Raw genomic sequence first — 24,962 nt, forward strand, 5'->3', positions numbered from 1 at the left:
GGGGACAGCAAAAAGCCGGAGCGGCGAACGATCGCGGCTCCGGCTGCGCAGCGGGTGCTGGGCGGGGCTGATCCCTGTTCAGTGATTCGGCAGCTTTTTCGCGGCCAGGTAAATCCCGTACAGGGCGGACAGGCCGACCAGCGCATACACGATGCGCGACGCGGTCGTCTGTTCACCGAAGATCGCGGCCACCAGGTCGAACTGGAACAGGCCGACCAGCCCCCAGTTCAGGCCACCCACGATCAGCAGCACCATCGCGATCCAATCCACGGCATTCAAGGCCTTGTGCGCGACCACGTCGGCCGAGCCGGTATTCATCGTTGCCATCAGCTACTCCTCGAATCAGGTTGCAGGGACCCGCGGATGCGGGCAGGATTCATTGTAGGCAGACCGTCGATGCAATTCAGTCGGAGAGCAATCCTGCCCGGTGTAGGATCAGGCCTAGATTCGAGGTGGAAACGAACGAAATGGCGAAGGGGTGCTGGAGGGAAGGCGGAAAGGCAGGCGCAAAGGCAAGCCGAAGAACAGGCGGAAGGCCTGTCGGTAGCCGGGGGCCGGCTCAGCGGGGATTACGACGGCGTTCGCCATGGCGGTGGAACTGCGGCGCACACAGGACGCGCAGCGCGATGTCGCGCGGCACGCCAGCGCGCTGCATGAATTCCAGCGCAGGATGGATCCCATCCTCCTCGACAATTTTCAATGCATCGTCCACGCGCGCAGCCGTCGTTGCGTCAGCGCGCGACCGCTTTGTGCCGCGTTCCGCCATGATGCCTATCCAGTTCAAGAAACCCCAAATGGTACACCAACCCGCAACCGCGTGGCGTTCGCGAAGTTGTCTTTTTTTCACGCTCGAGGCCGCCGGTCAGCTGCCGCTCGCATTCCCGCTGCCCATCAGCTGCTCAACGACCGGCGCAGGTCGTCCAGCGACGCCGGCTTCGTCAGGTGCAGGTCGAATCCCGCGGCCTCAGCCCGCTCGACATCGCCCTTGCGGCCATAGCCGGTCAGCGCCACCAGCCGCAAGGCACGCCCCGATGCGGCCTCGCGCAATGCCGCGGCCAGCGCGTAGCCATCCATGTCGGGCAGGCCGATGTCGAGCAGCGCGGCATCCGCCGGCCTGTCGCCATAGGCGGCCAGCGCTTCATGGGCGGTGTGCGCCACCTGCACATCCAGGCCGATGTGGCGCAGCATCTGCGCACTGGCGCATGCCGCGTCCTCGTTATCGTCCACCAGCAGCACGCGCAGGCCCTGCGCGACCGGCACCTGCGGTGCCTCCACAGGCGCCGGCCGCCGCGACGCCAGCGGCAGCAGTACTTCGAAGGTGCTGCCCTGCCCCAGGCCCGGGCTGTGCGCCGTCACATGGCCGCCGTGCAATTCGACGATCTTGCGTACGATGGCCAGCCCCAGCCCGAGGCCGCCGGTACGCCGCGCCAGTTGCTGGGGTGCCTGGTAGAACGGTTCGAACACCCGCGCCAGCAGTTCCGGCGTCATGCCGGTACCGCGGTCGCTGACGGCCAGGCGCGCCATTTTTCCATCGCCGGCGGACACTTCCGACAGCGTGACGGCCGCTTCGCCGCCGCCGAACCGGCCGGCATTCGACAGCAGGTTGCCGAGCACCTGGGCCAGCCGGCTGTCGTCGCCGGCCACCCACAGCGTTTCCGGTGCCTGCAGCGTCACACGCAGGCCGCTCGCCGCGGCCACCGCCTGCCGCGCGATATCGGCCAGGTCCACCGGCCGCAAGTCCAGCTCCAGCTTGCCCGAGGCGATGCGCGATACGTCCAGCAGGTCGTCGACCAGCCGCTTCAGGTGCGCCACCTGGCGCCGCAGCACGGCGCGCTCGCGCTGGGCGCCGGGGTCGCCGCGCAGATCCATCAGGTCCAGCGAGGCGACGATCGGGCTGAGCGGATTGCGCAGCTCGTGCCCGAGCACCGCCAGGAACTCGTCCTTGGCGCGGCCGGCCTCGCGTGCGTCGGCCAATGCCTGTTCCTGGGATGCCACGGCCCGCTCCAGGGAAGCCAGCAGGTCGGAGCGCTCGTGCTCGTGCCGGTCGCGCGCCGCCGCCGCCGCGGCCAGGGCCTGGCCCATCTGTTCGATCTCGCGCACGCGCGACGTCTCCACCGCCACCGGCTGGCCGGCACCGAGGGCGGCCGCCCCCTGCACCAGGCTGTCGATACGGCGCACGATGCGGCGTGCCAGCAGCGAAGCCAGCGCGATGCACGCCACCAGCGTGAGTGCCAGCCCGGCCGCGTACACGACGGCGCCGCGCAGCAGCGGCGAACGCAGCGACGCGGTCGGCGCACTGACGACCACAGACCAGCCCCAGCGCGACGAGGTCGTGAACGCGGTGCGCACCGCGACGTTCTCGATCGTGTACGAATCGCCGGTGCCTTCCGTGCCGGAACGCAGCAGGCGTTGAAGGCCGGCGCTGGCCATGCCGCCCAGGTAGCGTTCGTGCTCGCGCGACCGCGCCACGCGCCGCCCGTCGGCGTCCATCACGGCGATCACCCAGTCGTCCGGTGCGCGCTGGCGCCGGATCACGTTGACGATGCGGTCCGGCGCGATCACGGCGGACAGCACGTAACGGCCGCCGGCCAGGTCGACGGGAACGCGCACCGGAAACGCCGCCCGGCCCCCAGCGCCGCGCACCACGCCGCCGGCGACCGGTACGCGCCGGGCAACAGCGCGGGCCAGGCTGGCGGGATCGGCCACCGGCGCGGGCGCCGCGCCGAACGGCACCATCGTGCGGAACAGGGAATTCCCGGCCGCGTCGGACAGGATGACACCCAGCCACTGGGCCTGCGCCCTGGCCTGCTGTGCCGCCATGTCATGGAATGCCCGCAGGTCGCCGCCACGCGCCACCGGGGAACTGGCGATGCCGGCCAGCGCCGCCGCCGCGCCGTCATGCTCGGCATCGACGGCCGACGACAGCGCCCGCGCCAGCTCGAGCATCGAACGGTCCTGCTCGCGCTGCTGCACGTCGGCGGCCGCCATCAGGCCCCAGCTGCCGAGCAGTGCCAGTGGCAGAAAGCCGATCGCCGTCAGCAGGAGCAGCAGATGGCGCAGGCTGAGCGTGATGCCGCGGCGGTGGTGCATGGGTCGGGCCCGGCTAAGGAAAGGCCCGATTATAACGGGCATCTTCCGGGGCGGCCTTCCGCCGTCCGGCTTTCAGGCTGCTGCCAACTGGCTCTTCCGGTATTCCAGCGGCGCGCGGCCTGCCAGCGCCGAAAAGGCCCGCGTCAGGTGCGCCTGGTCGAAGAAGCCCAGCCGCTGCGCCAGCGTCGCGAGGTCCGGACACACTGGCGCCGCCAGCAGCGCGGCCGCCTCCTGCAGCCGGTAGCGCTGCACCACCCACTTCGGCGGCACCCCCACGTACTGCTGGAACAGCCGCTGCAGGCCGCGCTCCGGCAGGCCGGCTGCCGCCGCCAGCATGGCGACGGAAATGGGGCCGTCCTGCGCGGCGGCGGCGTCGAGGGCGCGTTGCGCCAATGCCGCGCGGGGATCCGGGCGGGCCGCCGCGGCGGCCGGCGCCAGCAATGCCAGTACCTGCTCGACCATTGCGGCGTCGTCGCCGGCACCCAGCACCTGCCGCTCGGCAGCGGCCGTATCGATGCCGAAGACCTGCTCCAGCGGCACGATCCTGCCCGTCAGCGACGCGGCTGCCCCCTGCCACCATGGCTGCAGGCCGCCGGCGCGAAAACGCACGCCCAGCGCCCGGCCGCGGCCCGACAGGCACTTGTCGAACGGGCCGCGCACGACGCCGTGCAGCGCGCTCGCGCCCGATTCGAATACCAGGTGCGCATGCGGATAAGGCAGCACGCGCTGCACCTGGGCCGGCGCGCCCTCCAGGTTCCACTCGACGATCCACAGGTAATCGACGAACGGCGCAAGCACGGACGGCGGCGGCAAGCGCCGCAAGCCGAAGCGGCGCGGCATCGCCCCCGGGTCCAGGATACCTTTCGGCAGGCCGCTGCCCACGTTTCCCTGCGTGTCGCTTTTTTCCAATCCGCCTCCGCCGCCGCCCGTTATAGTCGCGCCATTATCAATCGAAGGAGAATGCCATGCAAACCATCGCCGCCCTTGCCCTGGCCGCCGGGCAGGCCGCCGCCGCGGGACAGGCCATCGAAGCGAGCGGCACGTTCGAGGTGAAGATCACCCCCGTCCCCGCGCCAAGCGCCGCCGCGGACGACACGCGCGGGCGCATGACCTTCACGAAGACATTCCAGGGCGCCCTGGCCGGTGCCGCCGAGGGCGAGATGCTGACGGCCGGCGCGCCGGGCGCCGGCAGCGCCGGCTACGTCGCCCTGGAGCGCTTCACCGGCAGCCTCGACGGCCGGCGCGGCAGTTTCGCCATGCAGCATTCGGGCACCATGCACGCTGGCCGGCAGGACCTGGCGATCGCGATCTCGCCGGGGTCGGGCACCGGCGAACTGGCAGGCATCGCCGGTACCGCGACGATCCGCATCGAAGGAAAGCAGCACTTTTACACCTTGCGCTATACCCTGCCGGCACGCTGAGCGGCGGATGCAACATCGGCGTACATAAACAGGAATGATTCTCATTACTGGCGGTTGTCGCCTATAATGCCAGTCACCCGAACCTCCGCCGCTACCGCCGTGCCCCGCGCCGCCGGTACGGCGTGTCAACCGCCCATCATGAAACGCGACTCCCTGCCCGCCGGCGTCATCTCCGCCACCATCCCGCCCCGCCGTCTTGCCCTGCCGACCTGGAAGCAGGTGTGGTTCCAGCTCCACTGGTTCATCGGCATCACGGCCGGCACGGTACTGATCGTGATCGGCCTGTCCGGCGCGCTGCTGGTGTTCAAGGACGAGATGCTCGACCTTGCCAACCCTGGCGTGCGCCACGTTCCCGTGCAGAACGCACCGGTGCTGGCCCCGCAGCAGGTGGCGCAGGCGGTGCGCGCCGCCCACCCGGAGCGCCGCGTCACCTCGGTGATCGTGTATTCCGAACCGGGCAGCGCCGCCCGCGTCGGCCTGGCGGCGCTGCCCGGCCAGCCGCGCGGCGAGTCGGTCTACGTGCACCCGTACGCGGGCACGATCCAGCCGGAACTGGCCGGCGAGGCGGCATTCGAATGGATCGAATTCCTGCACCGCTGGCTGCTGCTGGGGCGCGAGGCGGGCAAGCCGGTCACCGGCACGCTGGCGCTCTGCCTGCTGGGGCTGGCGCTGTCCGGGCTGTACCTGCGCTGGCCGCGCAACGCCCGCAACTGGCGCACCTGGCTGGCCATCGACACGCGCCTGAAAGGCCGTTCGTTCCTGTGGGCGCTGCACGCGGTGGCCGGCACCTGGGCGCTGGTCGCCTACGTGGTCTTCACGCTGACGGGCGCCTACTGGGCGTTCGACACGGTGCGCGACACGGTCGACGGCTGGGCCGGCGTGAAACGCCCGCCGCGCGAGGCCCCCGCCAGGCCGGTCGCCAAGGCGCCGGGCCAACAACGCGACAAGCCGGTACCGGTCGACCTGGCGCCGGCCTGGAATACGTTCACGGCCAATGCGCCGGGCTGGCAGATGGCGTTCCTGCGCTTCACCGACAAGCCGAACGACCCGGTCCAGGTTGCCTGGCTGGCGGCCGACGCGCCCCATCCGCGGGCGCGCAGCGCGATGACGATCGGGCGCGACGGCACGCTGGCAAAGAACGAACCGTATGCCGCCAAAACGGCCGGCGCCCGCGCGCTGACGACGCTCTATCCGCTCCATATCGGCACCTACTTCGGCCTGCCCGGGCAGATCGCCATGATGCTGGCCAGCCTGGCCCTGCCCGGCTTCGCGGTGACCGGCTGGATGCTGTACCTGAAGCGCCGGCGCCTGGCGCGCGCGGCGCGCGCCGAACGTGCCCGCCTGCAGGACATCGATGGCAGCGCCGGTTCGCCCGGTGCGATGGACAGCCACCCGGTCCTGGTCGCGTATGCCAGCCAGACCGGCCAGGCCGAGCGCCTCGCATTGCGCACCGCCGCCGCGCTGCGCGCTTCCGGCACGCCGGCCGAGGTGCGCGCCGTGGCCGCGCTGACACCCGGCGACCTGGCCTGCTACCGGGAAGCGCTGTTCGTGGCCAGCAGCTACGGCGAAGGCGAACCGCCGGACGGCGCGCGCCGGTTTGCCCGCCTGCTCGCCGGGCGCGACGCCGGCCAGCCTGGCCTGCCCGGTCTTCGATATGCCGTGCTGGCACTGGGCGACAGCAGCTACGCGCGGTTCTGCGGCTTCGGCCGCGCGCTCGACGAGCGCCTGGCCGAACTGGGCGGCACACGCCTGTTCGCGCCGGTCGAGGTGGATAACGGCGACGAGGCGGCCGTGGCACGCTGGTCGTCCGCGCTGGCCTGCCTGGGCGCCGCCCCGCTGGCTGCCGCGCCGGCCGGCGCCGCCGAACCGTGGCACACCTGGACGCTGGCCCAGCGTACGCTGCTCAATCCCGGCAGCCTGGGCGCGCCGCTGTATGAAGTACGCCTGACCCCGCAGGGAGACGCCGCGGCGCCCGGCTGGCTGCCCGGCGCGCTGGCCGAGGTCGCTGTCCGCCATGCCGATGCCGTCGTGCAGGCCTGGCTGGCACAGGCCGGGCTCGACGGCAGGGCCGTCGTTGGCGATCAGACGCTGGCCGGCCTGCTGGCCGCCAGCGAATTGCCCGATGCGAGCCACCGCTTTGCTTCCGCGGGAGCGTGCGCCGCCGTGCTGAAACCGCTGGCGCCGCGCCGCTATTCGATCGCGTCGCTGCCGGCCGATGGCGCGGTGGAACTGCTGGTCCGCCAGGTGCGCCATGAACAGGGACTGGGCCTGGCGTCCGGCTGGCTGACGGCGCACGCGGCACCCGGCACCGCGGTGAGTGCGCGGCTGCTGGCCAACCCCGGTTTCGCGCCGGTCGATGCCGACGTACCGTGCATCTTCATCGGCAACGGCTCCGGCCTGGCCGGCCTGCGCGGCCACCTGCGCGCCCGCGTGGCCGCCGGCCGGCAGCGCAACTGGCTGCTGTTCGGCGAACGCCAGCGCGCATTCGACGCCATCTGCGCTGGCGAACTGGGTGGCTGGGCCGCCGCCGGCTACCTGCCCGAACTCGACCTGGTCTTCTCGCGCGACGGCGAAGGCTATGTGCAGGACCGCCTGCGCGCCCGCGCGTCCTTGCTGCGCGCATGGATCGCCGACGGCGCCGTGGTCCTTGTCTGCGGCAGCCTGCAGGGCATGGCCGCCGGCGTCGATGCCGCGCTGGCCGACCTGCTGGGCCGCGACACGGTGGAACTGCTGGCCGCCGAAGGGCGCATCCGCCGCGACGTATACTAGGCCCGCGAGGCAGACCCGCACTCGCCTACCCCGATCCCGCGATGCCGGCCTCTCTCTTTGGCGAGAGACCACCTGCGGGAGCTGCCAGCCTTCCGACCACTCGTCATATACTGCCGGCAACTAACAACCAGTGATGACTTTCCATGCCCGGTCCCCTGCGCTCCGCCCTGCTGAAGGCAGCCATCGTGCTGCTGGCGGCCGCGATCTTCGCGCTCGATGCATTGACCTCGATGGACAGCGCGATCGCCGTGATGTACGTCGTCGTCGTGCTGGCAACCGTGCACGTGTGGCCGCGCCGCGTGCTGGCGGTCACGGCGGCCTGCCTGATGCTGACACTGGCCGCGCACCTGATCACCGGCTGGTTCGGGGTCGTCAATTCGTCGCTGGCCCGCTGCGCCGTCAGCCTGGCGGCGATCGGCATCAGCGGCTACCTTGCCCATGCGGGCGCGCAGGCCACCGCGCGGCTGCTGCAACGCGAGGAATCGCTGCGGTTGTCGCGCATGCAGCTGGCGCACGCGACGCGGGTGACGACGCTGGGCGAGCTGGCGGCATCGATCGCCCATGAAGTCAACCAGCCGCTGGCCGCCATCTCGGCCAACGGCGAGGCGGCGCTGCGCTGGCTGCGCCGCCAGCAGCCCGATCCGCAGGAAGTCGAATACGCGCTGCGGCGCATGCTGGACGACACCTGCCGCGCCAGCGAAGTGATCCGCCGTATCCGCGCGCTGGCGCAGAAAAGCGAGGCGACCTTCGCACCGGTCGAGCTGGCCGGCATCGTGCACGATTGCGTCGCGCTGCTGCAGCGCGAGCTGGCCAGCCATGGCGCCCGGCTTGCCGTCGATGTGGCGGACGACGTGCCGCCGGTTGCCGGCGACCGCGTGCAGCTGCAGCAGGTGCTGATCAACCTGCTGATGAACGGCATGCAGGCGATGGAACCGCACGGCGGCACGCTGCGGCTTTACGTGGCGCCGCTGGATCGTCCGGACGGCGACGCCGTGCGCATCGCCGTCGCCGACGAGGGCCCGGGCATTCCGGAAGACGGCTGCGGCCGCCTGTTCGAGCCGTTCTACAGCACCAAGCCCGACGGCATGGGCATGGGCTTGCCGATCTGCCGCTCGATCGTCGAGGCACATGGCGGGCGCATCGCGGCCGTGCCGGGCGGCCCCGGCGCAACGCTGGAAATCACGCTGCCGGCCTGCCGGAAAGTTGCCGCATGAAGCCGCTGGTCTATATCGTCGACGACGACGCGGCGCTGCGTGAAGCCCTGTCAAGCCTGCTGCGTTCGGCGGACATGGACGTGGCCACGTTCGGCACCGTGGCCGAATTCGCCGACCATTGCCGCGACGAGCGCAACAGCTGCCTGCTGCTGGACGTGCGGCTGGGCGGCCACAGCGGCATGGACCTGCATGCCGAGCTGAAGGCGCAGGGTTGCGCGCTGCCGGTCGTGTTCATGACCGGCTTCGGCGACATCCCGATGTCGGTACGGGCCATGAAGGCCGGCGCCGTCGACTTCCTTGCCAAGCCGGTGCGCGTCGAGGAACTGCTCGACGCCGTCGGCCAGGCCCTGGCCCGCGACGCCGCCGACCGCGCCGGGCAGGCCGAGCATGCCCGACTGCGCCAGCGCTACCAGACACTGACCCCGCGCGAACGCGAGATCATGGCGCTGGCCGCCCGCGGCCTGATGAACAAGCAGATCGCCGCCGAAGTGGGCACCAGCGAAATCACCGTCAAGATCCACCGCGGCCAGGCAATGCGCAAGATGCAGGCGAAAACCTTCGCCGACCTGGTGCGGATGGCCGAAGCGCTGCAGGACCGCTGACACGCCTATACCCACGTATGATTCCCGCGCCGCGCGCCAGCCGGTAAGCTCCTGCCGATTGCCATACCAGGAGCCGCAGTGTCCCTTTCAGATCAGGAAGTCTGCATCGTCGACGACGATGCCTCGGTACGCATCGCCGTCAGCAGCCTGGTGCGCTCGCTGGGCCTGCGCGCCCGGCTGTTCGCTTCGGCCGAAGAGTTTCTCGCCGCCGGCTGCGCTCCCGGCCTGGTGATTTCCGACGTGCAGATGCCGGGCATCAGCGGCATCGAACTGCTCGAGCTGCTGCGTGCCCGCGCCGACCAGGTGCCGTTCATCGTCATCACCGCCTTCCTGCAGGATGCGGTGCAGGGCCGCGCGGCGCGTGCCGGTGCAGCATGCGTGCTGGGCAAGCCGTTCCGCGCCGATGCGCTGATCGGCTGCATCGAGCGCGCGCTGGCGGAGGATACCGGTCATACGCACGTATGATTCCCGGCGCCGCCGAGGCGCCTTATGCTGTGTTCACGATGCACGGCGGCACAGACGAATGATGCTGCCGGCATCGCCGACCAACTCCCAGCCAACGAGTAGCCATGAGACAGCTGACGATTCCCCGCGCCGCGGCGCCGCTGCACGATATCCACGAAACGCCTGCCGCCAGCCGTGAAGCACGGCTTGACCGGAACGAGGCGCTGCATGACCGGCACGAAGCGCTGCGGGCGGACGAGCGCCTGCGCTGTGCCCGCGACGTGCACGACATCGTGCTGCAGGACCTCACCGCCGTGCTGCTGCAGCTGCGCGCCGCCAGCGGCAGCGGCGATCCGGCCCAGGTGGCGGCCTGCCTCGCCACCGCCATGCAGGCTGCCGAACAGGGCCTGGCCAGCGCGCGCGATTTCGTGCGGCGGCTGCGCGCCGCGGCGCCGCAGCGGCAGCGTTCGGCCAGCCTGGCCGCGGCGATCCGCACGGCGCTGGCGGCGCAGCCGCTGGCCGCCGGCACCAGGCTGCGCCTGCATCTCGACGACGATGCGATGCTGCCGCCCACCGCCTGCGAGCAGGTGGCGATGATCGTCCGCGAAGCGGTCGGCAATGCCGCCAAGCATGCACGGGCGCGCACCGTAACCTGCCACCTGCGGATCCGCACCGGCCGCGTCCAGGTGCAGGTGCGCGACGACGGCACCGGCTTCGACATCCACGTGCCCCGTGCCGGCTTCGGCATCGGCGGCATGCACGAACGCGCGGCGCTGGCCGGCGCCGCGCTGACGCTCGACAGCGTCGCCGGGCGCGGCACCACCGTCCACCTTTCCCTTCCACTCGATGCAGGAGAATGACATGTCCATATCCGTAATGCTGGTCGACGATCACCCCCTGGTACGCCTCGGCATGGCCGGCGTGGTTTCACGCCAGCCCGGCTACGCCGTGACCGCCGAGGCGGCCGACGGCGCCGAAGCCATCGAGCTGTACCGCCGCCTGCGCCCCGACGTGGTGCTGATGGACCTGATGATGCCGCGCGTCGGCGGCCTGGAAGCGCTGCATGCGATCCGCGAGTTCCATCCGGAAGCGCGGGTGGTGATGGTATCCGGTTCGGACGGCGAAGAACACGTCTATCGCGCCCTGCACGCCGGCGCCCGCGCCTACCTGCTGAAGGATGCGCCGGAAGCCCAGCTGGCCGAATGCCTGCAGGCGGTGCTGGCCGGCCGGCGCTATGTGCCGCCGGACGTCGCCACGCGCCTCGCCTCCCGCCTCGACAACGATGCGCTGACCGGCCGCGAGCTGGACGTGCTGCGCTTCCTGTCCCAGGGCCTGTCGAACAAGCTGATCGCACGCGCCGCCGGCATCGCGCCGGGCACCGTCAAGTACCACGTGAAGAACATCATGGCCAAGCTCGGCGCCTCGTGCCGCACCGAAGTGCTGCGCGAAGCCGTACGGCGCGGCCTCGTCGATATCGTGCACTGACGCGGTTGGCGCGGCGCGGAGGCATCGGGTACAATCCGTCGCTTCTGATAATCCGTTCTCATTTAAATGACCGCCGGCCCAAGTCTCCGATACCGCCGCGCAGTGCGCGGCAGCTGCGCCCAGTGTGCCCTGTGCACCCGATATGCATTCGCCCTGGCCGCACTGGGCGCATTCGCGCTGCCCTGGCCTGCTGCGCTGGCGGCCGATGCCGGCACCGTCGTCATCGACGGCCAGCGCGGCGGCTACCGCACGCTGGCCGTGGCCGGCGCCACCAAGACCGATGCGCTGTCGAAGGACTTGCCGCAAAGCGTACGCACGCTGACCGGCGAGCTGCTGCGGGATGCCGGCGTGACGTCGCTGGCTGGCGCGCTGGACCTGGCCAGCGGCATCGCCCGCCAGAGCGACCTGGGTGGTTTGTGGGACAGCTATGCGATGCGCGGCTTTACCGGCGACCCGAATTTCGGCTCCGACTACATGGTCAACGGCTTTGCCGCCAGCCGCGGCTACAACGGCCTGCGCGACATCGCCGGCACCCAGGCCGTCGAAATCCTGAAAGGGCCGGCATCGGCGCTGTATGGCCGCGGCGAGCCGGGCGGCACCGTCAATATCCTGACGAAGAAGCCGCGCTTTGCGCCGCGCTACGCGCTGGAAGCGGGCATCGCCAGCCATGCGACAAGGCGCGTGGCCGCCGACCTCACCGGGCCGCTGTCGCAGACGCTGGCCTACCGGCTCAACGGAGCGCACCAGGGCGGCGACAACTTCCGCGGCCTGCACACCGAGCGCGACTACCTGGCGCCATCGCTGCTGTGGCTTGCCGGACCGGACACCACGGTGTCCTATGAACTGGAGGCGTCGCGGCAGCGCTCACCGTTCGACCGCGGCATCCCCGTGCCGGACGGCCGCCCGGAAGTTCCCGTGGAACGCTTCCTCGGCGAGCCGGCGGATGGCCCGATCACCGTGAAATCGCTGGGCCACCAGCTGTTCGTCCAGCATGGCCTGGGCAACGGCTGGTCGCTGCAGGGCGGCGCCGCGTACCGGGACAGCTCCCTGGCTGGCTTCTCGACCGAGGCGAACGATGTGCTGCCGGACGGACGCACGCTGCGGCGCCAGCGGCGCTTCCGCGACTGGTCGGCCACCGACCGGTCGGCGCGCGCCGAACTGCTGGGCAACGCCGGCGCGTTCGGCTTGAAGCACGCACTGCTGTTCGGCGCCGATGCCTACCGCTTCGACGACACGCGGGTGCAGTGGCGGCGCAATCCGTCGAACGCGAATCCGTATGCGATCGACCTGTACGCACCGGTATATGGCGGCGAGGCCGCGCCGCTGGCCCTGTCGGTCGATACGCTGGAACACCAGCGCGCCCATGCCGTGTACGCGCAGGACCAGGTAACGCTGGGCGAACAGTGGAAGATGCTGGTCGGCGTGCGGCACGACCGCTACCGGCAGACCTTGATCAACCGGCGCACCGCGGCGGTCAACGCGCAGGCGCTGTCGGCCACCAGCCCGCGCGCCGGCATCGTCTGGCAGCCCACCGGAGCGCTGTCGCTGTACGCCAGCGCGGCGCGCGGCTTCCGCCCCAACAGCGGCATCAGCATCGAGAACACGGCGTTCCCCGCCGAACGGAGCGTCTCGTACGAGCTGGGTGCCAAGATCGAAACCCGCGGCGGCCTGGCCGGCACGCTGGCGCTGTACCGGATCGACAAGGAAAACGTGCTGACCACGAATCCCGTCAACACCGACTTCGCCATCGCCGCCGGCGAGGTGGCGAGCAAGGGCGTCGAACTCGATCTGTCGGGCGAGCTGGCCCGCGGCGTCCGGCTGTCGGCCGCCTACGCGTACACCGACGCGCAGGTGACACGCGGCGACAGCGCGATCGCCACCGGCAGCCGCCTGCCGAACGTGCCGCGGCACAGCGGCAACGTGCTGCTGATGGCCGGCAACGCCGTCGCCAGCATCGGCGGCGGCATCGCCTACGTCGGCGAGCGCCGCGGCGACGTGGACGCATCGTCCGGCTTCACGCTGCCCGGCTACACCACCGCGCGGCTGCTGGCGGCCTGGCTGCCGTCGAAACAGCTCCGGCTGGCGGTCAACGTCGACAACCTGTTCGACCGCCGCTATTACGCCAGTTCGTACAGCCGGCTGTGGGTGGCGCCGGGGAGCACGCGCACCGCGTCGCTGACCGCCACCTGCGTGTTCTGAGCGCGGCCGCCATGAAACATTCCAATCGCATCGCCTCGATCGACATCGCGCGCGGCATCGTGATGCTGCTGATGACCGTCGACCACGTCCGGGAAACGTTCTTCCTGCAGCACCAGGTGGGCGATCCAATGGACGTCGCCGGGACTGACCCCTGGCTGTTTTTTTCGCGCGTCGCCGCGCATTTCTGCGCGCCGATGTTCGTCTTCCTCACCGGCCTGGCGGCATGGCTGTATGCCAATCCGCCCGCCGGGCCGCGCGATGCCACGGGCTTCCTGGCCAAGCGGGGCCTGCTGCTGGTCGGGCTGGAACTGACCGTCGTCAATTTCGCCTGGACCGGCGACCTGACGCCGTCGACGCTGTACCTGCAGGTGATCTGGGCCATCGGGCTGGCGATGCTGGCCCTGGCGCTGCTGCACAAGCTGCCGCTGGCCGTACTGGGATTGCTGGGCGCCGCGATCGTGGCGGGCCACGGCGCGTTGCAGTTCTCGCCCGAACCGGGCACTTTCGCCGCCGCCGCATGGACGGTCCTCGAACAGCGCGGCTTCCTGGTCGACGGCCCGCTGCGCATCAAGATCAGCTACCCGTTGCTGGCGTGGATCGGCGTGATCCTGCTCGGCTATGCCGCCGGCCCGCTGTACGCGCGTGCCACGTCGCCGGCGCTGCGCCGCCGCCGGCTGCTCTGCATCGGTGCCGCCAGCCTGGCATTGCTGGCCGTGCTGCGCGGTGCGAACGGCTACGGCGAGCCGGTGCCATGGACGCTGCATGCCGATCCGCTCCTGAACGCGATGTCGTTCCTGAACTTCACCAAGTACCCGCCGTCGCTGGATTTCATCCTGCTGACGCTCGGCGTGGGCGTCATCGTCCTGGCCCTGGTCGAGCGGCCGATGCGCTGGACGGGCGTGGCCGCAGTCTTCGGTGGCGCGCCGATGTTCTATTACCTGCTGCACCTGTATGCGCTGCTGGCCCTGCAGCGCATCGCCGCCTTCGCGCTGGACGTGCCGCGCGCGGACTTCGATCACGTGTGGCAGGTATGGCTGGCCAGCGCGCTGCTGGCGTTCGCGCTGTACTGGCCGACCCGCTGGTTCGGCCGGTACAAGCGCAGCAGCGGGAAGGCGTGGGTGAAGTATTTCTGAGGCAGCCGGGAAAGGCCAGGGAAGATTCTGCATGGTACTGCGAGCATACAGTCTCCCATGGTCCCGGAACGCTACGTCCCGCTCAGGTTTTCCAGCATCCGTTCGGCAAGTTCCCGGCGGTGCTCGCCTAACGTGGTGCGTCGCGCCGCAAGCCGGAGCTGGTGCCGTGCCTCGCGCGCTAGCGTAGCGGCGGCCACTCCCTTGCGGTCGAGGGCGGCCCGCCCCAACGCCCGGCCGACCGCGTAGCGCGTCATTGCGCTCGTGGCGTCTCTCCTGTGCGCTTCCGCGAACTCGGTCAGCCTTTGCAGTGCCGCGCGGCGCTGCTTCGTCATGCGTCGGTAATACAGGGACTGGGCGCCATGGACGCTTGCCAGCACAGCCGCGCCATCGCGCCAGAACGCCGATCGTTCATCCTCCGCCAGCACTTCCACCTCGATCACGTTCGACCGCACCCCAATGCCGGGCCGGTATTCGAACACTGCCCATATCCGGTGCCGGCCCGCGCGGCGGAACGTGTAGCCGCCCGATTCACCGAAGATGCTGATGTCGCGCCGGAACGCGTTCTGCGCATCCAGCGTCAGGGTGCCGCGGGGCGAGCAGTAGTGCACCGGCGACCGGCGCTTGCGGCGAGTGCCATCAGGCTCCTCGATCCACAGCGAGAAGACGTCGTAGCCGGTGTCGAGCGCATCGGGTACGACGAGTTTCCTGCCGCCGCTACCGCGCAGTTCCACGTCCAGCTCCACTGGTTCGAAGTGCCAGAACGCTTCCTTGCTCGCGCTGATGGTGAGGGCGCAGTCAGGCGTGTTCGTGATGTCTTCCAGCTTCGCCGACTGAAGGACGCCGAGGTCGCCGAACGGGGAGCCACCCGGCCGGATAGAGGATTCGCGGCTGCATCGGGAGAGCCAGTTGCATTCCTTGGCGTTGAACGCGCCGTCCTTGACCGGACGCGGCTCCAGCGCCGATCGATACATAAAGCTGCGGCTGTCGCTGTGCTGCAGGTTGAATACGTGGCCCAGTTCGTGGATCGCGGTAAACAGCCCCTCTTCGAGCCGGTCGGATGGCGCGCGCGCTCCGGCGATCCCGTCCAGGAACACGGCACACCCTTCCCGCGGCGTGCGCTGTCCGGCGTTCGAGCCGTCCGGCCAGAAGGCATCGTCGAACATGATACCGAACGCCTCTCGCGCGGGCGCGTAGGAATCGGCGATCAGCAGGCCGATATTCGCGACCTCGTCCTGGTTCCTCTGGTAACCGGTCATGTCTTCCAGACGCGAGTGCAACGCATCGCTGGTCACGGCGCCGCCCCCGCCCAGTGAGCCATGGTCCTCGATGGAGAGCCGGATATCGTCATCGGATGCGTGCAGAAACAATTGCCGTGCCCTGGCACCGACCAGCTGCCTCAATGCCGCGGCGGACGGCTGTTTCGACAACGCCCCGATCATCAGCGTCAGGGCGATCGTCATTTTTCCACCCGCACCGTCAGCGTCACGGATTCCACCTCCGGCTTCTCCTTGGTACCGGTGTCGAATTTGAAATCGAACACGTAATCGCCCGCCTTGAAATTCTTGGGCAGCTCGATCCGGACGGAGACCTTATCCGGCTGCAAACTCACGACCGGGATCATCGAAAGGGGAAGTGCCAACTGCTTTTTCGTCGCGTGATCGATCGCCTTGTCGAAGCGCGTGCTGCGCAGGGGCATGTTGCTGCGCACAGTGGCACTCAAGGCACCGGATTTCGCCGCGGGCCGGATCACCAGTTGCGCCGGCAGCACTTCCAGTTCCGACGGCCCCGTCTGCGCGGGCGTGATTTCCCATGTGTCGCGGCTCGTCTGTTCGAACGCCTGGATCAACTCGACATCGTCCTTCAACATCTTTACACGCAGGAAGACGGGCTCCGGCGCCTTAAGATACTTGCCCGGTGCCGGCGCATTGGCCGAGGCCGGATTGAAGGCCACGCCGACCTGGCGCTCGCGCACGATGTCGATGCGCATCGCAGCTTCGGCTTGTGCCGCCTCTGCTGCCAGCAACTGGCTGGGCAGGTCCGCCGGTGCGCCGGGCCTGCCCTGCGCGGCCCGCAGCAGGTCGACCTTGGCCGTGGCTACGCGCAGTGCGGTCTGCGCCTCGGCGAGCACCAGCGCGGCGGCAGCCGTCGCGGCGGCCCGCGCGTCGCTCGCAGCCTTCGCCTGCTCCGCTTCCAGCTTGGCCTTGGCGGAGCTTGCCTCGATTTCGGCGGCGCGCACGGTCGCGTGGCTGGAGATCAGCTGCTTTGCCAGCTCGGTATTATTCGACGAGAACGACACCGTCTCCAGAAATCCTTCTTCGGAGCGGTTGATCTCGATCGTGTAGTTGCCGAGCAGGCTCGTGGTGGTCACCGTGTATTCGTGCGCCGGATCGGGCAGGTAGCGCGTTTCGACGCTCATCGTGCCGTCCGGTTTCGGCGTCAGCACGAGGAACACCTGCGGCAGGAAGTAGCGAATGCCGGCCGCGTTGGGGTTGGTTCCGTCGACCCTGGTTACCCGGACGGTCGAGATGCAACCGGCAAGGCAGGCGCACAGCGCCACGAGAAGGATAATGGATCGCATGGCGTGCTCCTCACTCGGCGAACTTGATCTGGATGGGCACACCTGGTTTGGGGGATATAGCCTTTTTGGTGTCCCCATGCTTCAGCGCCTGTCCGCCCTTCAAGTTCCAGCCCCCCTCGCTATCGCCGACGATACGGAACAAATAAGGCGAAGGAATGCCATTCCGATTGCTGTTCATCGCCTTGATACTGGCGGTGGCTACCTTCTCGAGCGCGGAAACGACGGCGGCCGGGATGATTGCTTCGTCGACGACCGCCTTGGCCTGCACGAGCCGGCCCTTCTCGAACTTCAGCGTGGAGTCGTTCTTCGCGCCATACGCGTAGGGGCGCACGGTGCGCAGCTTCGTTGCGTCCGGCAGGTACAGCACTTGACTGATGAGTCCGCCCTTGCCATCCGTGTACATCAACAGGAATGGCGACGTCTCGTAATAGCGGAAGCCGAGGTCGTCAGCCAGGTCTGTTGCCTTGGGAGCCCGCGCATCGATTCCGGCACAGCCTGCCAATAAACCAAATGCCGCTCCCGATACGGCCCCGATCACTGCCCGGATTGCCGCCCTGCTGCCTGCGCTTGTTCTCATGCCCCCCTCCTCGGACTGATGCGTGTCGTTGTGGATGTTGTCGATCAGGGGTGCAAGTCTTATGCCACTAAGAAAAATCCTATTCCTATCAGACGCTTATAACTTGCATCACGCTGCATGCATCATGCAAGTTGTAAAGGAACGCGACAGCACACTCTGCGCCTACGGGAATCTGCCAAGTAGGACGAGACGCGGCGTGCCAAGGCAGGTTTGCCAGTCTCGTAACGTCGGCTGGCGCAACATCGATTTCGTCGATGCGACCAAGCGCCCGCGTGGCTGGAGCGCCATCGGTGGCGCCATGCGTGTGGCAAGGGGCGTGTAACGAGGGACTCGTGAATGGCTGCAATGAGGCGGAACCATCTGCCGAAGCAGGATGCCTTTGTTCAGTCATCAGCAGGGAATGTCGGGCACTGAAAACGAAAAGCCCGCAACCGCGGGCTTTTCAACATCAGGACTGCATCTCCGGGAACGCATTGGTGGGCCTGGCCCCCCAAATCGCATAGAACAGGATGTACAGCTCGCACACCACGGTCAGCAGGAACGAGGTCTGCAGGCCGTACATGTCGGCCAGCCAGCCCTGCACGACGACCAGCGCGCCGCCGGCAATCGCCATGATCAGCAGGCCGGCGCCCTCTTCCGTCAACGGACCGAGGCCGCGGATGCCCAGCGTGAAGATGGTGGGGAACATCACCGAGTGGAACAGGCCCACGGCGATCAGTGCCCACATCGCGGTCGGGCCGGAAGCAAAGGTGGCGACCAGCATGACGATGAACGCGCCGATGGCGGCGCCGGCCAGCACGCGCTCGGCCGAGATCGAGCGCATCAGCACGCTGCCGACGAAGCGGCCCACCATCATCCCGCCCCACAGCAGGAACAGGTAGTGTGAAGCGCGCTCGTGCGTCAGGTTGCCGATGTCGGGCTGCGACACGAAGTTGATGAACAGGTTGGCAACGCCGATCTCGGCGATCAGGTAGATGAAGATGGCCGGGATACCGAACACCAGGTTGCGGTGCTTCCACAGCGAATGCGAACCGCGCTCCTCCTTCGATACGCGGCGCGACGTCATCGCCGGCAGCGGGTAGCGCGCGATGATGACGGCCAGCAGCACCAGCACGGCCGCCACGATCAGGTACGGCAGCTGCACGGCCTGCGCATCGGCCAGGCGCTCGGCCTGGGTCAGCACCTGGCCCGCCTCGGCGGTGCCGCTGGTGGAACGGCCGAGGATCAGGTAGCCGCCGAACAGCGGCGCGAACATGGTGCCCAGCGAATTGAATGCCTGCACCAGGTTCAGGCGCGACGATGCCGTCTGCGGCGGCCCCACCACGGCAACGTAGGGGTTGGCGGCCACCTGCAGCAGCGTGATGCCGCAGGCGATCACGAACAGCGCGACCAGCGTCACCGCGTACGACGGCAGCCGCGCCGCCGGGATCATGCCCAGCGCGCCGGCGGCCATGATGCACAGGCCGACCACCATGGCTTTCTTGTAGCCGACCCGCTCGATCAGCCGTGCCGACGGGATCGACGCGACGAAATAGGCGATGAACCAGACGGATTCGATCAGCGTCGTCTGCGTATAGCTGAGTTCGAACACGCTGCGCAGGTGGGGCAGCAGCGTATTGTTGATGACGGTAATGAAGCCCCAGATGAAGAACAGGCTTGCGAGCAGCGAGAGCGCCGACTTGTAGCTGGCAGGCGATGACGCCTGGCCATCGGGCGTCGCGCCTGCGGAAGAGATTGGGCCGGCCACGTAAATTCCTTTGTCGGAAGGTAAAAGGCGCATCGTATAGGGGCCCTTGCCTGATTACCAATTCAAAAATTGATGTCTGCTATATAAATTGTCGATATCTCGGCCATTTCGGCATCTGTGCGGACACGCACGCAGCTCGCCACTGTTGCGCTGCGACCGGTGCGCGGCCGTGTAGCGGCGCCGACAGGAGTATCCTGCTGTCATGACGCTAGCCTGTGCCGCCAGCGCCTTATTTCCGGACTCGACATGCGATTCAGGTTCGCCAGCCTGCGCCCGCCCCCGCTGGCCGCCTTGCGCCCATACCTGGTCTTTATCCTCCTGTGGCCGGTGGCCGGGCTGCTGATCGCCGGCGCCTCGTGGCTATTTCTGCTTAACAACTTCAGCCGCGAACGGGCGGCCGTCGAACGGCAGGTACTGGCAGCGACGCAAAAGATCGCCGAGGACGGCGCCGCGCAGAGCCGCACCAACCTCGGCATGATCGACCAGGTGCTGATGATGATCCGGGTGCAGTGGCAGGCGCTGAACGGCGACATGAAACTGGACCAGTTCGCCAAAATGCTGGACCCGGCCGGCACGCCGCTGCGCCTCAGCGTGTTCGGGCACGACGGGCGGCTGCGCATGAGCAATGCGAACGGCTTGTGGTCCGCCGCCGACCTGGCCGGCGTGGCGGAGTTGTCGTTTTTCGCCTCGCAGCAGTTGCGCGCGGCGGACGACCTGTTCATCGGCATGCCGCTGCCCGATGCCACGCAGACGGGCTACACGGTGCGTTTTTCCCGCAAGCTGCTCGACGCCGACGGCGAGTTCGCCGGCGTGGCCGTGATCTCGATCGACCCGGACAACCTGATCGCCGACTACGACGATGCCCACCTGGGCAGCCACGGTTTCCTGGCCGCGGTGGGCAGCGACGGCACGGTGCGCGCCTTCAAGCTGGGCGAAGCGTTCCGGCGCATCCAGCTGCTGCCGCCACCGCTGCAGCAGGCACTGACCAGTGCCAGCGGCAGTGCCTTCATCCGCGGCACGGAATTCGGCGACGGCGTCGGCCGCTACGTGGGCTGGCAAGCGGTCGAGGGCTTTCCCCTGATGGTGCTGGCCGGGGCCGACCAGCCGCATGCGCTGGCCCTGCTGCGCGAGCGCGAGCGGGCATCGCGCCAGACGGCCGTCGGCGCGTCGGTCGCGCTGCTGATCTTCGTGCTGGTGGGCATGGCGCTGTCCGGCCGCCTGGCGCTGCAGCGCTACCGGCTGACGGTGGCGCAGGATGCCTACCGTAATGCCACCGAGGCCAGTACCGAGGGGTTCTTCATCACGGCGCCGGTCTACGGCGATGGCGGGCAGATCGTCGACTACGTAACCGTCGACTGCAACGAACAGGGGGCGGCGCTGTCGCGCAGCACGCGCGAGGAACTGATCGGCAGGCGGATTTCGACGCTGCCGCGCGATTTGCCGGTGGAGCCGGCGCTCGCGCTGCTGGGCCAGGCGATGGCGCAGGGCAGCGCCGAAGGCGACATCGAGTCGCAGTTCGGCGGCAAGCCTTCGTGCGTGCGCGTGAAGGTGCGGCGCTCGGGCGACGTGCTGGCCGTAACCCTGCGCGACGTGACGATGGAACGGGCTCACGTCTCGAACCTGGAACGCAAGAACTTCGAGGATACGCTGACCGGCCTGCCGAACCGCGCCTGGGTCGGCAAATGCCTGCCGGAAGCGGTGGCGCGCGCCAGGGCCGGAGGCAGGCTGCTGGCGGTGCTGTTCATCGACCTGGACGGTTTCAAGGCCGTCAACGATACCTTCGGCCACGCAGCGGGCGACGAACTGCTGCAGATCGTCGCCCGTCGCCTGAAGGTGGCGGTGCGCCCGGGCGACCACGTGGCACGGCTGGGCGGCGATGAATTCATCGTGATCCTGGAACACCTGAACGGCACCGGCGAGGCGGCGCAGGTGGCGGCGCGGGTGCTGCAGGCATTCCACGCCGGCATCGCGATCGGTGCCGGCACCGCGTGCGTGGGCGCGTCGATCGGCATCAGCATGTGCCCCGGCGATGCGCACGATGTCGACACGCTGCTGCGCCACGCCGACATCGCCATGTACGAGGTCAAAACGCGCGGCAAGAACGGCTACCAGTTCTTCGATCCCGCCTTCTACGGCGCCATGCGGCAACGCAAGCAGCGCGAACGCGAACTCCAGGCGGCCATCGTCGACAGGCAGTTCGTCATGCATTACCAGGTGCGCGTGGACGCCGCGACGCAGCGGGTGGCCAGCCTGGAAGCGCTGGTGCGCTGGAATCACCCCACCGCGGGGCTGCTGTACCCCGACGAGTTCATCCCGCTGGCCGAGGAGACCGGCATGATCGTGCCCCTGGGTGAACTGGTGGTGGACAGCGTGTGCGCGCAGATCGCCGCCTGGACGCGCGACGGCTGTGCCCCGGTGCCGGTATCGATCAATGTATCGAGCCGCCAGTTCAACGAGCGCGACATGCACGCACTGTTCCTGCAATCGCTGGAACGGCACGGCATTCCAGCCAATCGGGTGGAAATCGAACTGACCGAATCGACGATGATCCGCGACCCGGAACGCACCTCGGAACGCCTGCAGGCGATGCACGCGCTCGGGATCCGCCTGCTGGTCGACGATTTCGGTACCGGCTACTCGTCGCTGTCGATGCTGCAGCAGCTCGATTTCGACCTGCTGAAGGTCGACAAATCATTCACGCACCGCCTGGGCCACGACGGCCAGGGAGAGATCCTGTTTACCGCCATCATCACGATGGCCCATGCACTGGGCATGAAGGTGGTCGCCGAAGGCGTCGAACGGCCAGAACAGGCCGATGCGCTGGCGCGGCTGCAGTGCGACGAGCTGCAGGGATATTACATTGCCTCGCCGCTCGATGCGGTGGCGGTGCAGGGGGAGATCAGGCGGCGGCAGGCGGCTTGAGACGAGCACTGCACGCCGGCGCCGTCCCTCGGGAAAGGGCGTCCGCTATCGACGGTCCGTTCCGGGCGCTGCCGGCTGGCCGCCCGGAGACATGGCGGCAAAGCGCGCCAGCTCTTCTTCCGTGAATCCCGCCAGCCGCCGCGCCTCCAGGTTGAACGGCCCTTTCAGTACCGGGGCGCGGTACTTTTCCACCAGTTCGTCATACGTCGAGTACGGCTCCAGCCCGTGCCCCTGGCACAGCCAGCGGTACCAGCGGTTGCCGATTTCCACGTGCCCGACTTCGTCGCGCAGGATGATGTCGAGGATCTCCGCCGCCGCCAGGTCGCCCGCCTGGGCAAGCTTGGCGCGCATCGGCGGCACGGCATCGAGGCCGCGCGCCTCCAGCGTGCGCGGCACGAGGGCCATCCGGGCCGTGACGTCGCCGCGCGTCTTGTGCACCATTTCCCACAGGCTGTCGTGGCCGGGAAAGTCGCCGTACGCATGGCCCAGCGTGGCCAGGTGCGCGGCCAGCAGACGGTAGTGGGTGGATTCTTCATCGGCCACGCGCAGCCAGTCCGCGTAGTACTGTGCCGGCATGTCCGGGAAGCGCCACAGCGCGTCGAGCGCCAGGTTGACGGCATTGAACTCGATGTGGGCCAGTGCATGGATCAGCATGGCCCTCCCCTCCTTCGTCGCCATCGAGCGGCGGCCGACGCTGGACGGCGACACCAGTTCGGGGCGCGCCGGCCGGCCCGGGATCGCCGGCGAATCGGCCAGGGCGGCGTGGCGGTCCAGCGTACAGGCACCGGCGCCCCAGGCCGCCGCCATGCGCGCCACTTCCGCTGTCTTGGTGAGCGGATCGGTGTCGAGCAGGCAGCTTCGTGCCCACGCGCGCAGTTCAGGGGATGGCACCATGTGAAAGACCTCGTGCGAATGCAAAAGGCCGAAGTGTAGCAAAGAGGCGGCCGGACGAGGCAGCCGCGCATCGCCGCAGAACCACCTGCGCGCCATGTCTGCTGCACCGCCGGGGGCTGCCGCGCGGGCCCGCGCCCGACATGGCGGACACGGGCACGCGCTAACGGGCCGTCAGCGCTGCCGGCTCAGCCGCAGTACCACGCCGGTATTGCCGCGAGTGGTGCCGTCGGCATTGCCCAGCACGTAGATTTCGCCGGCCGCATCCTGCGCCATGCCGAGTACCGGGATACCGAGCGGATCGCGCTGCGGCGCGACCAGCCGCTCGACCTGGTTGCGCACGCCCAGCGTCAGCAGCTTGCCGGTGGCATCGTCGCCGACGTAATCGGCAAACACGTACTGGCCGCTCAGTTGCGGGATCGACGTGCCGGTGTAGACATAGCCGCCGATTACGGCGCGCCGCAATACCGGCTGGTCCACGCCGTCGGCATGGTCGTACTCCGCCACCGGGTCGATCAGCCCGGCCGGCGCGCCGGGACTGGCCTGGTAGACGAATCCTCCGCTGGCGCCGTTCGCATCGAACAGGAAGCTGCCTTCCTTGATGCGCCAGCCGTAGTTACCACCGGAAACGATGTGATTCACTTCCTCGACCGCGCCCTGCCCCACGTCGCCGGCCCACAGCGTGCCGGCGGCGTCGAAGGCCATGCGGAACGGGTTGCGCAGGCCATACGCGAAGATCTCGTCGGCGCCGTCACGGTTTACGAACGGATTGTCGGCCGGGATACCGTAGGCGCCGTTGGCGGAATTGCTGCCCAGTGGATCGATGCGCAGGATCTTGCCGAGCACGTTGCCGGGCGCCAGGCTTTGCGCATTGCCTTCCGGAGCGTGGCCGGTGCCCTGGTCGTCGCCGGCACCGCCATCGCCGAGCGAGATGTACAGCATGCGGTCCGGCCCGAACGCCAGCGCGCCGCCGTTATGGTTGCCCTGCGGCTTGTCGATGCGCATCAGGACGCGCACGCTGGCAGGATCGACCGTCGGGTTGGCGCTGCCCGGGTTGGCCACGCGCCACTCCGACACCACGCTGTGATTGACCGGCGCGGTGCCGGCCGGCAGCGTGGTGAAGTCCGCCTGCCCCTGTACCGGTTCGGACGTAAACAGGTAGAAGCGGCCATTGCTCGCGTAATCGGGGTGGAAGGCCAGGCCCAGCAGGCCCCGCTCGTCCCGGTTGTTGAGAGGAACCAGCCGGCTGCTCACATCGATGAACAGCGCCGAGACGCCCTTGCCGGCCAGGCCGCGCACCGGTGCCCTGTGAACCTTGCCGACCTGGTCGACGATATACAGGAAATTCGGCTCGCCCGGCGCGACCGCACCGGCGACGGGCGCCGTCAGGTTTGCCAGGAACGGCCGCAGCGCGACGTTCACCGCGCTGGCCGGCAGCGTGCCGGGAATCGGATCGGCGAGCGGGGTGTTCTGCGCCAGCGCTGCCGGCGCAGCGATGGCAAAGGATGCAACGGCTATGGCACGTGCTGCGGACAACGGGCGTATCGGTCTGCGGGTCATGGCGGTCTCCGTCGTTGGTGGGGCGATATTGGGCTGACGCGGGGAATAGCTGTGTGGAAGCGATGCCGGAAAATCATGCGCCACTCCGGCTCGACATACAAGCGCGCCTGCTGCCGTGCGCGCCAAATGTCGAGTTTTCGCACTGTTTTCTTGCCTCAACATTTCCCCTCGCTTTGCGAGGTTTCCAGACGCTAAAAGGCCGCCCCAAAAGAAGGAATGGCGCGGCGCGCTTCCCTGGGGTGGCTGGCCGCCGGAGTCGTCCGTGTCGATGAATGCAACCTGCATCCAGTGCAAGCTTGCCAAAAAACCGTGGAACCAATCCTACAAATG

General features: G+C 68.7%; 20 protein-coding genes. 10 read left to right on the top strand and 10 right to left on the bottom strand.

All coding sequences use genetic code 11. The features are described from left to right. Window positions 1–78 precede the first annotated feature (78 nt). The 4 genes from ACY34H_RS02540 to ACY34H_RS02555 all read right to left on the bottom strand — a co-directional run bounded on the left by ACY34H_RS02540 (window position 79) and on the right by ACY34H_RS02555 (window position 3,999). A complete protein-coding gene (locus ACY34H_RS02540; RefSeq protein WP_464975906.1) occupies window positions 79–327 on the bottom strand; it encodes a DUF378 domain-containing protein in 249 nt (82 codons plus the stop codon). Window positions 328–559: 232 nt separating this feature from the next. After that, the gene (locus tag ACY34H_RS02545; RefSeq protein WP_464975907.1) at window positions 560–766 is read right to left on the bottom strand and encodes a hypothetical protein; all 207 of its coding nucleotides are present in this window, start codon (window positions 764–766) and stop codon (window positions 560–562) included. Window positions 767–891: 125 nt separating this feature from the next. After that, a complete protein-coding gene (locus ACY34H_RS02550) occupies window positions 892–3,090 on the bottom strand; it encodes an ATP-binding protein (RefSeq protein WP_464975908.1) in 2,199 nt (732 codons plus the stop codon). A 72-nt stretch (window positions 3,091–3,162) separates the two neighbouring features. Beyond that, window positions 3,163–3,999, bottom strand: a complete 837-nt coding sequence (locus ACY34H_RS02555) for an AraC family transcriptional regulator (protein WP_464975909.1) — start codon at window positions 3,997–3,999, stop codon at window positions 3,163–3,165. 56 nt (window positions 4,000–4,055) lie between these two features. Here ACY34H_RS02555 and ACY34H_RS02560 point away from each other — a divergent pair, with 56 nt between their 5' ends. From ACY34H_RS02560 to ACY34H_RS02600, 9 genes are all read left to right on the top strand, one after another. Next, window positions 4,056–4,511 carry a DUF3224 domain-containing protein gene (locus ACY34H_RS02560; RefSeq protein ID WP_464975910.1) on the top strand — a complete coding sequence of 152 codons (456 nt, stop codon included), beginning with the start codon at window positions 4,056–4,058 and terminating at the stop codon, window positions 4,509–4,511. A 138-nt stretch (window positions 4,512–4,649) separates the two neighbouring features. Beyond that, window positions 4,650–7,280 (top strand): PepSY domain-containing protein, encoded by a 2,631-nt coding sequence (locus ACY34H_RS02565; protein WP_464975911.1) that lies wholly within the window; start codon window positions 4,650–4,652, stop codon window positions 7,278–7,280. Window positions 7,281–7,423: 143 nt separating this feature from the next. Beyond that, the gene (locus tag ACY34H_RS02570) at window positions 7,424–8,494 is read left to right on the top strand and encodes a sensor histidine kinase (RefSeq protein ID WP_464975912.1); all 1,071 of its coding nucleotides are present in this window, start codon (window positions 7,424–7,426) and stop codon (window positions 8,492–8,494) included. Next, window positions 8,491–9,096: a response regulator transcription factor gene (locus ACY34H_RS02575; RefSeq protein ID WP_464975913.1), complete on the top strand. Its 606-nt coding sequence runs from the start codon at window positions 8,491–8,493 to the stop codon at window positions 9,094–9,096. The genes ACY34H_RS02570 and ACY34H_RS02575 overlap by 4 nt, the downstream gene beginning before the upstream one ends. A gap of 78 nt (window positions 9,097–9,174) precedes the next feature. Then, window positions 9,175–9,561, top strand: coding sequence for a response regulator transcription factor (locus tag ACY34H_RS02580; RefSeq protein ID WP_464975914.1), 387 nt, complete (start codon window positions 9,175–9,177; stop codon window positions 9,559–9,561). Between the two features lie 104 nt (window positions 9,562–9,665). Beyond that, window positions 9,666–10,400, top strand: a complete 735-nt coding sequence (locus ACY34H_RS02585) for a sensor histidine kinase (RefSeq protein ID WP_464975915.1) — start codon at window positions 9,666–9,668, stop codon at window positions 10,398–10,400. A 1-nt stretch (window position 10,401) separates the two neighbouring features. Next, complete coding sequence (locus ACY34H_RS02590; RefSeq protein ID WP_464975916.1) at window positions 10,402–11,025, top strand: response regulator; 624 nt, start codon at window positions 10,402–10,404, stop codon at window positions 11,023–11,025. A gap of 102 nt (window positions 11,026–11,127) precedes the next feature. Continuing rightward, the gene (locus tag ACY34H_RS02595) at window positions 11,128–13,224 is read left to right on the top strand and encodes a TonB-dependent siderophore receptor (protein ID WP_464975917.1); all 2,097 of its coding nucleotides are present in this window, start codon (window positions 11,128–11,130) and stop codon (window positions 13,222–13,224) included. An 11-nt stretch (window positions 13,225–13,235) separates the two neighbouring features. Then, window positions 13,236–14,357 carry an acetyltransferase domain-containing protein gene (locus ACY34H_RS02600; RefSeq protein WP_464975918.1) on the top strand — a complete coding sequence of 374 codons (1,122 nt, stop codon included), beginning with the start codon at window positions 13,236–13,238 and terminating at the stop codon, window positions 14,355–14,357. A gap of 71 nt (window positions 14,358–14,428) precedes the next feature. On the opposite strand, the gene ACY34H_RS02605 is transcribed toward ACY34H_RS02600, so the two are convergent. From ACY34H_RS02605 to ACY34H_RS02620, 4 genes are all read right to left on the bottom strand, one after another. Continuing rightward, a complete protein-coding gene (locus tag ACY34H_RS02605; protein WP_464975919.1) occupies window positions 14,429–15,817 on the bottom strand; it encodes a zinc metalloprotease in 1,389 nt (462 codons plus the stop codon). After that, entirely contained in the window at window positions 15,814–16,935 is a 1,122-nt protein-coding gene (locus ACY34H_RS02610) for a hypothetical protein (RefSeq protein WP_464975920.1), read from the bottom strand. Before ACY34H_RS02610 ends, ACY34H_RS02605 begins: the two co-directional genes overlap by 4 nt. Window positions 16,936–16,945: 10 nt before the next feature. After that, the gene (locus ACY34H_RS02615) at window positions 16,946–17,512 is read right to left on the bottom strand and encodes a hypothetical protein (protein WP_464975921.1); all 567 of its coding nucleotides are present in this window, start codon (window positions 17,510–17,512) and stop codon (window positions 16,946–16,948) included. Between the two features lie 448 nt (window positions 17,513–17,960). Further along, the gene (locus tag ACY34H_RS02620) at window positions 17,961–19,259 is read right to left on the bottom strand and encodes a sugar MFS transporter (RefSeq protein WP_464975922.1); all 1,299 of its coding nucleotides are present in this window, start codon (window positions 19,257–19,259) and stop codon (window positions 17,961–17,963) included. Window positions 19,260–19,505: 246 nt separating this feature from the next. On the opposite strand from ACY34H_RS02620, the gene ACY34H_RS02625 reads away from it, so the two are divergent. Then, a complete protein-coding gene (locus ACY34H_RS02625; RefSeq protein ID WP_464975923.1) occupies window positions 19,506–22,181 on the top strand; it encodes a bifunctional diguanylate cyclase/phosphodiesterase in 2,676 nt (891 codons plus the stop codon). A gap of 45 nt (window positions 22,182–22,226) precedes the next feature. On the opposite strand, the gene ACY34H_RS02630 is transcribed toward ACY34H_RS02625, so the two are convergent. Both ACY34H_RS02630 and ACY34H_RS02635 read right to left on the bottom strand, forming a co-directional pair. Beyond that, the gene (locus ACY34H_RS02630; RefSeq protein WP_464975924.1) at window positions 22,227–23,075 is read right to left on the bottom strand and encodes a ferritin-like domain-containing protein; all 849 of its coding nucleotides are present in this window, start codon (window positions 23,073–23,075) and stop codon (window positions 22,227–22,229) included. A gap of 171 nt (window positions 23,076–23,246) precedes the next feature. After that, entirely contained in the window at window positions 23,247–24,632 is a 1,386-nt protein-coding gene (locus ACY34H_RS02635; RefSeq protein ID WP_464975925.1) for a PQQ-dependent sugar dehydrogenase, read from the bottom strand. Between the last annotated feature and the right edge of the window lie 330 nt (window positions 24,633–24,962).

This window comes from Pseudoduganella sp. jia 9 (assembly GCF_055502615.1).

What these genes read in the sequence shown, in the direction of transcription:
- ACY34H_RS02540 (WP_464975906.1), bottom strand. Translation starts at nt 327, where the DNA reads ATGGCAACGATGAATACCGGCTCGGCCGACGTGGTCGCGCACAAGGCC.
- ACY34H_RS02545 (WP_464975907.1), bottom strand. Translation starts at nt 766, where the DNA reads ATGGCGGAACGCGGCACAAAGCGGTCGCGCGCTGACGCAACGACGGCT.
- ACY34H_RS02550 (WP_464975908.1), bottom strand. Translation starts at nt 3,090, where the DNA reads ATGCACCACCGCCGCGGCATCACGCTCAGCCTGCGCCATCTGCTGCTC.
- ACY34H_RS02560 (WP_464975910.1), top strand. Translation starts at nt 4,056, where the DNA reads ATGCAAACCATCGCCGCCCTTGCCCTGGCCGCCGGGCAGGCCGCCGCC.
- ACY34H_RS02565 (WP_464975911.1), top strand. Translation starts at nt 4,650, where the DNA reads ATGAAACGCGACTCCCTGCCCGCCGGCGTCATCTCCGCCACCATCCCG.
- ACY34H_RS02570 (WP_464975912.1), top strand. Translation starts at nt 7,424, where the DNA reads ATGCCCGGTCCCCTGCGCTCCGCCCTGCTGAAGGCAGCCATCGTGCTG.
- ACY34H_RS02575 (WP_464975913.1), top strand. Translation starts at nt 8,491, where the DNA reads ATGAAGCCGCTGGTCTATATCGTCGACGACGACGCGGCGCTGCGTGAA.
- ACY34H_RS02585 (WP_464975915.1), top strand. Translation starts at nt 9,666, where the DNA reads ATGAGACAGCTGACGATTCCCCGCGCCGCGGCGCCGCTGCACGATATC.
- ACY34H_RS02590 (WP_464975916.1), top strand. Translation starts at nt 10,402, where the DNA reads ATGTCCATATCCGTAATGCTGGTCGACGATCACCCCCTGGTACGCCTC.
- ACY34H_RS02600 (WP_464975918.1), top strand. Translation starts at nt 13,236, where the DNA reads ATGAAACATTCCAATCGCATCGCCTCGATCGACATCGCGCGCGGCATC.
- ACY34H_RS02605 (WP_464975919.1), bottom strand. Translation starts at nt 15,817, where the DNA reads ATGACGATCGCCCTGACGCTGATGATCGGGGCGTTGTCGAAACAGCCG.
- ACY34H_RS02610 (WP_464975920.1), bottom strand. Translation starts at nt 16,935, where the DNA reads ATGCGATCCATTATCCTTCTCGTGGCGCTGTGCGCCTGCCTTGCCGGT.
- ACY34H_RS02615 (WP_464975921.1), bottom strand. Translation starts at nt 17,512, where the DNA reads ATGAGAACAAGCGCAGGCAGCAGGGCGGCAATCCGGGCAGTGATCGGG.
- ACY34H_RS02625 (WP_464975923.1), top strand. Translation starts at nt 19,506, where the DNA reads ATGCGATTCAGGTTCGCCAGCCTGCGCCCGCCCCCGCTGGCCGCCTTG.
- ACY34H_RS02630 (WP_464975924.1), bottom strand. Translation starts at nt 23,075, where the DNA reads ATGGTGCCATCCCCTGAACTGCGCGCGTGGGCACGAAGCTGCCTGCTC.
- ACY34H_RS02635 (WP_464975925.1), bottom strand. Translation starts at nt 24,632, where the DNA reads ATGACCCGCAGACCGATACGCCCGTTGTCCGCAGCACGTGCCATAGCC.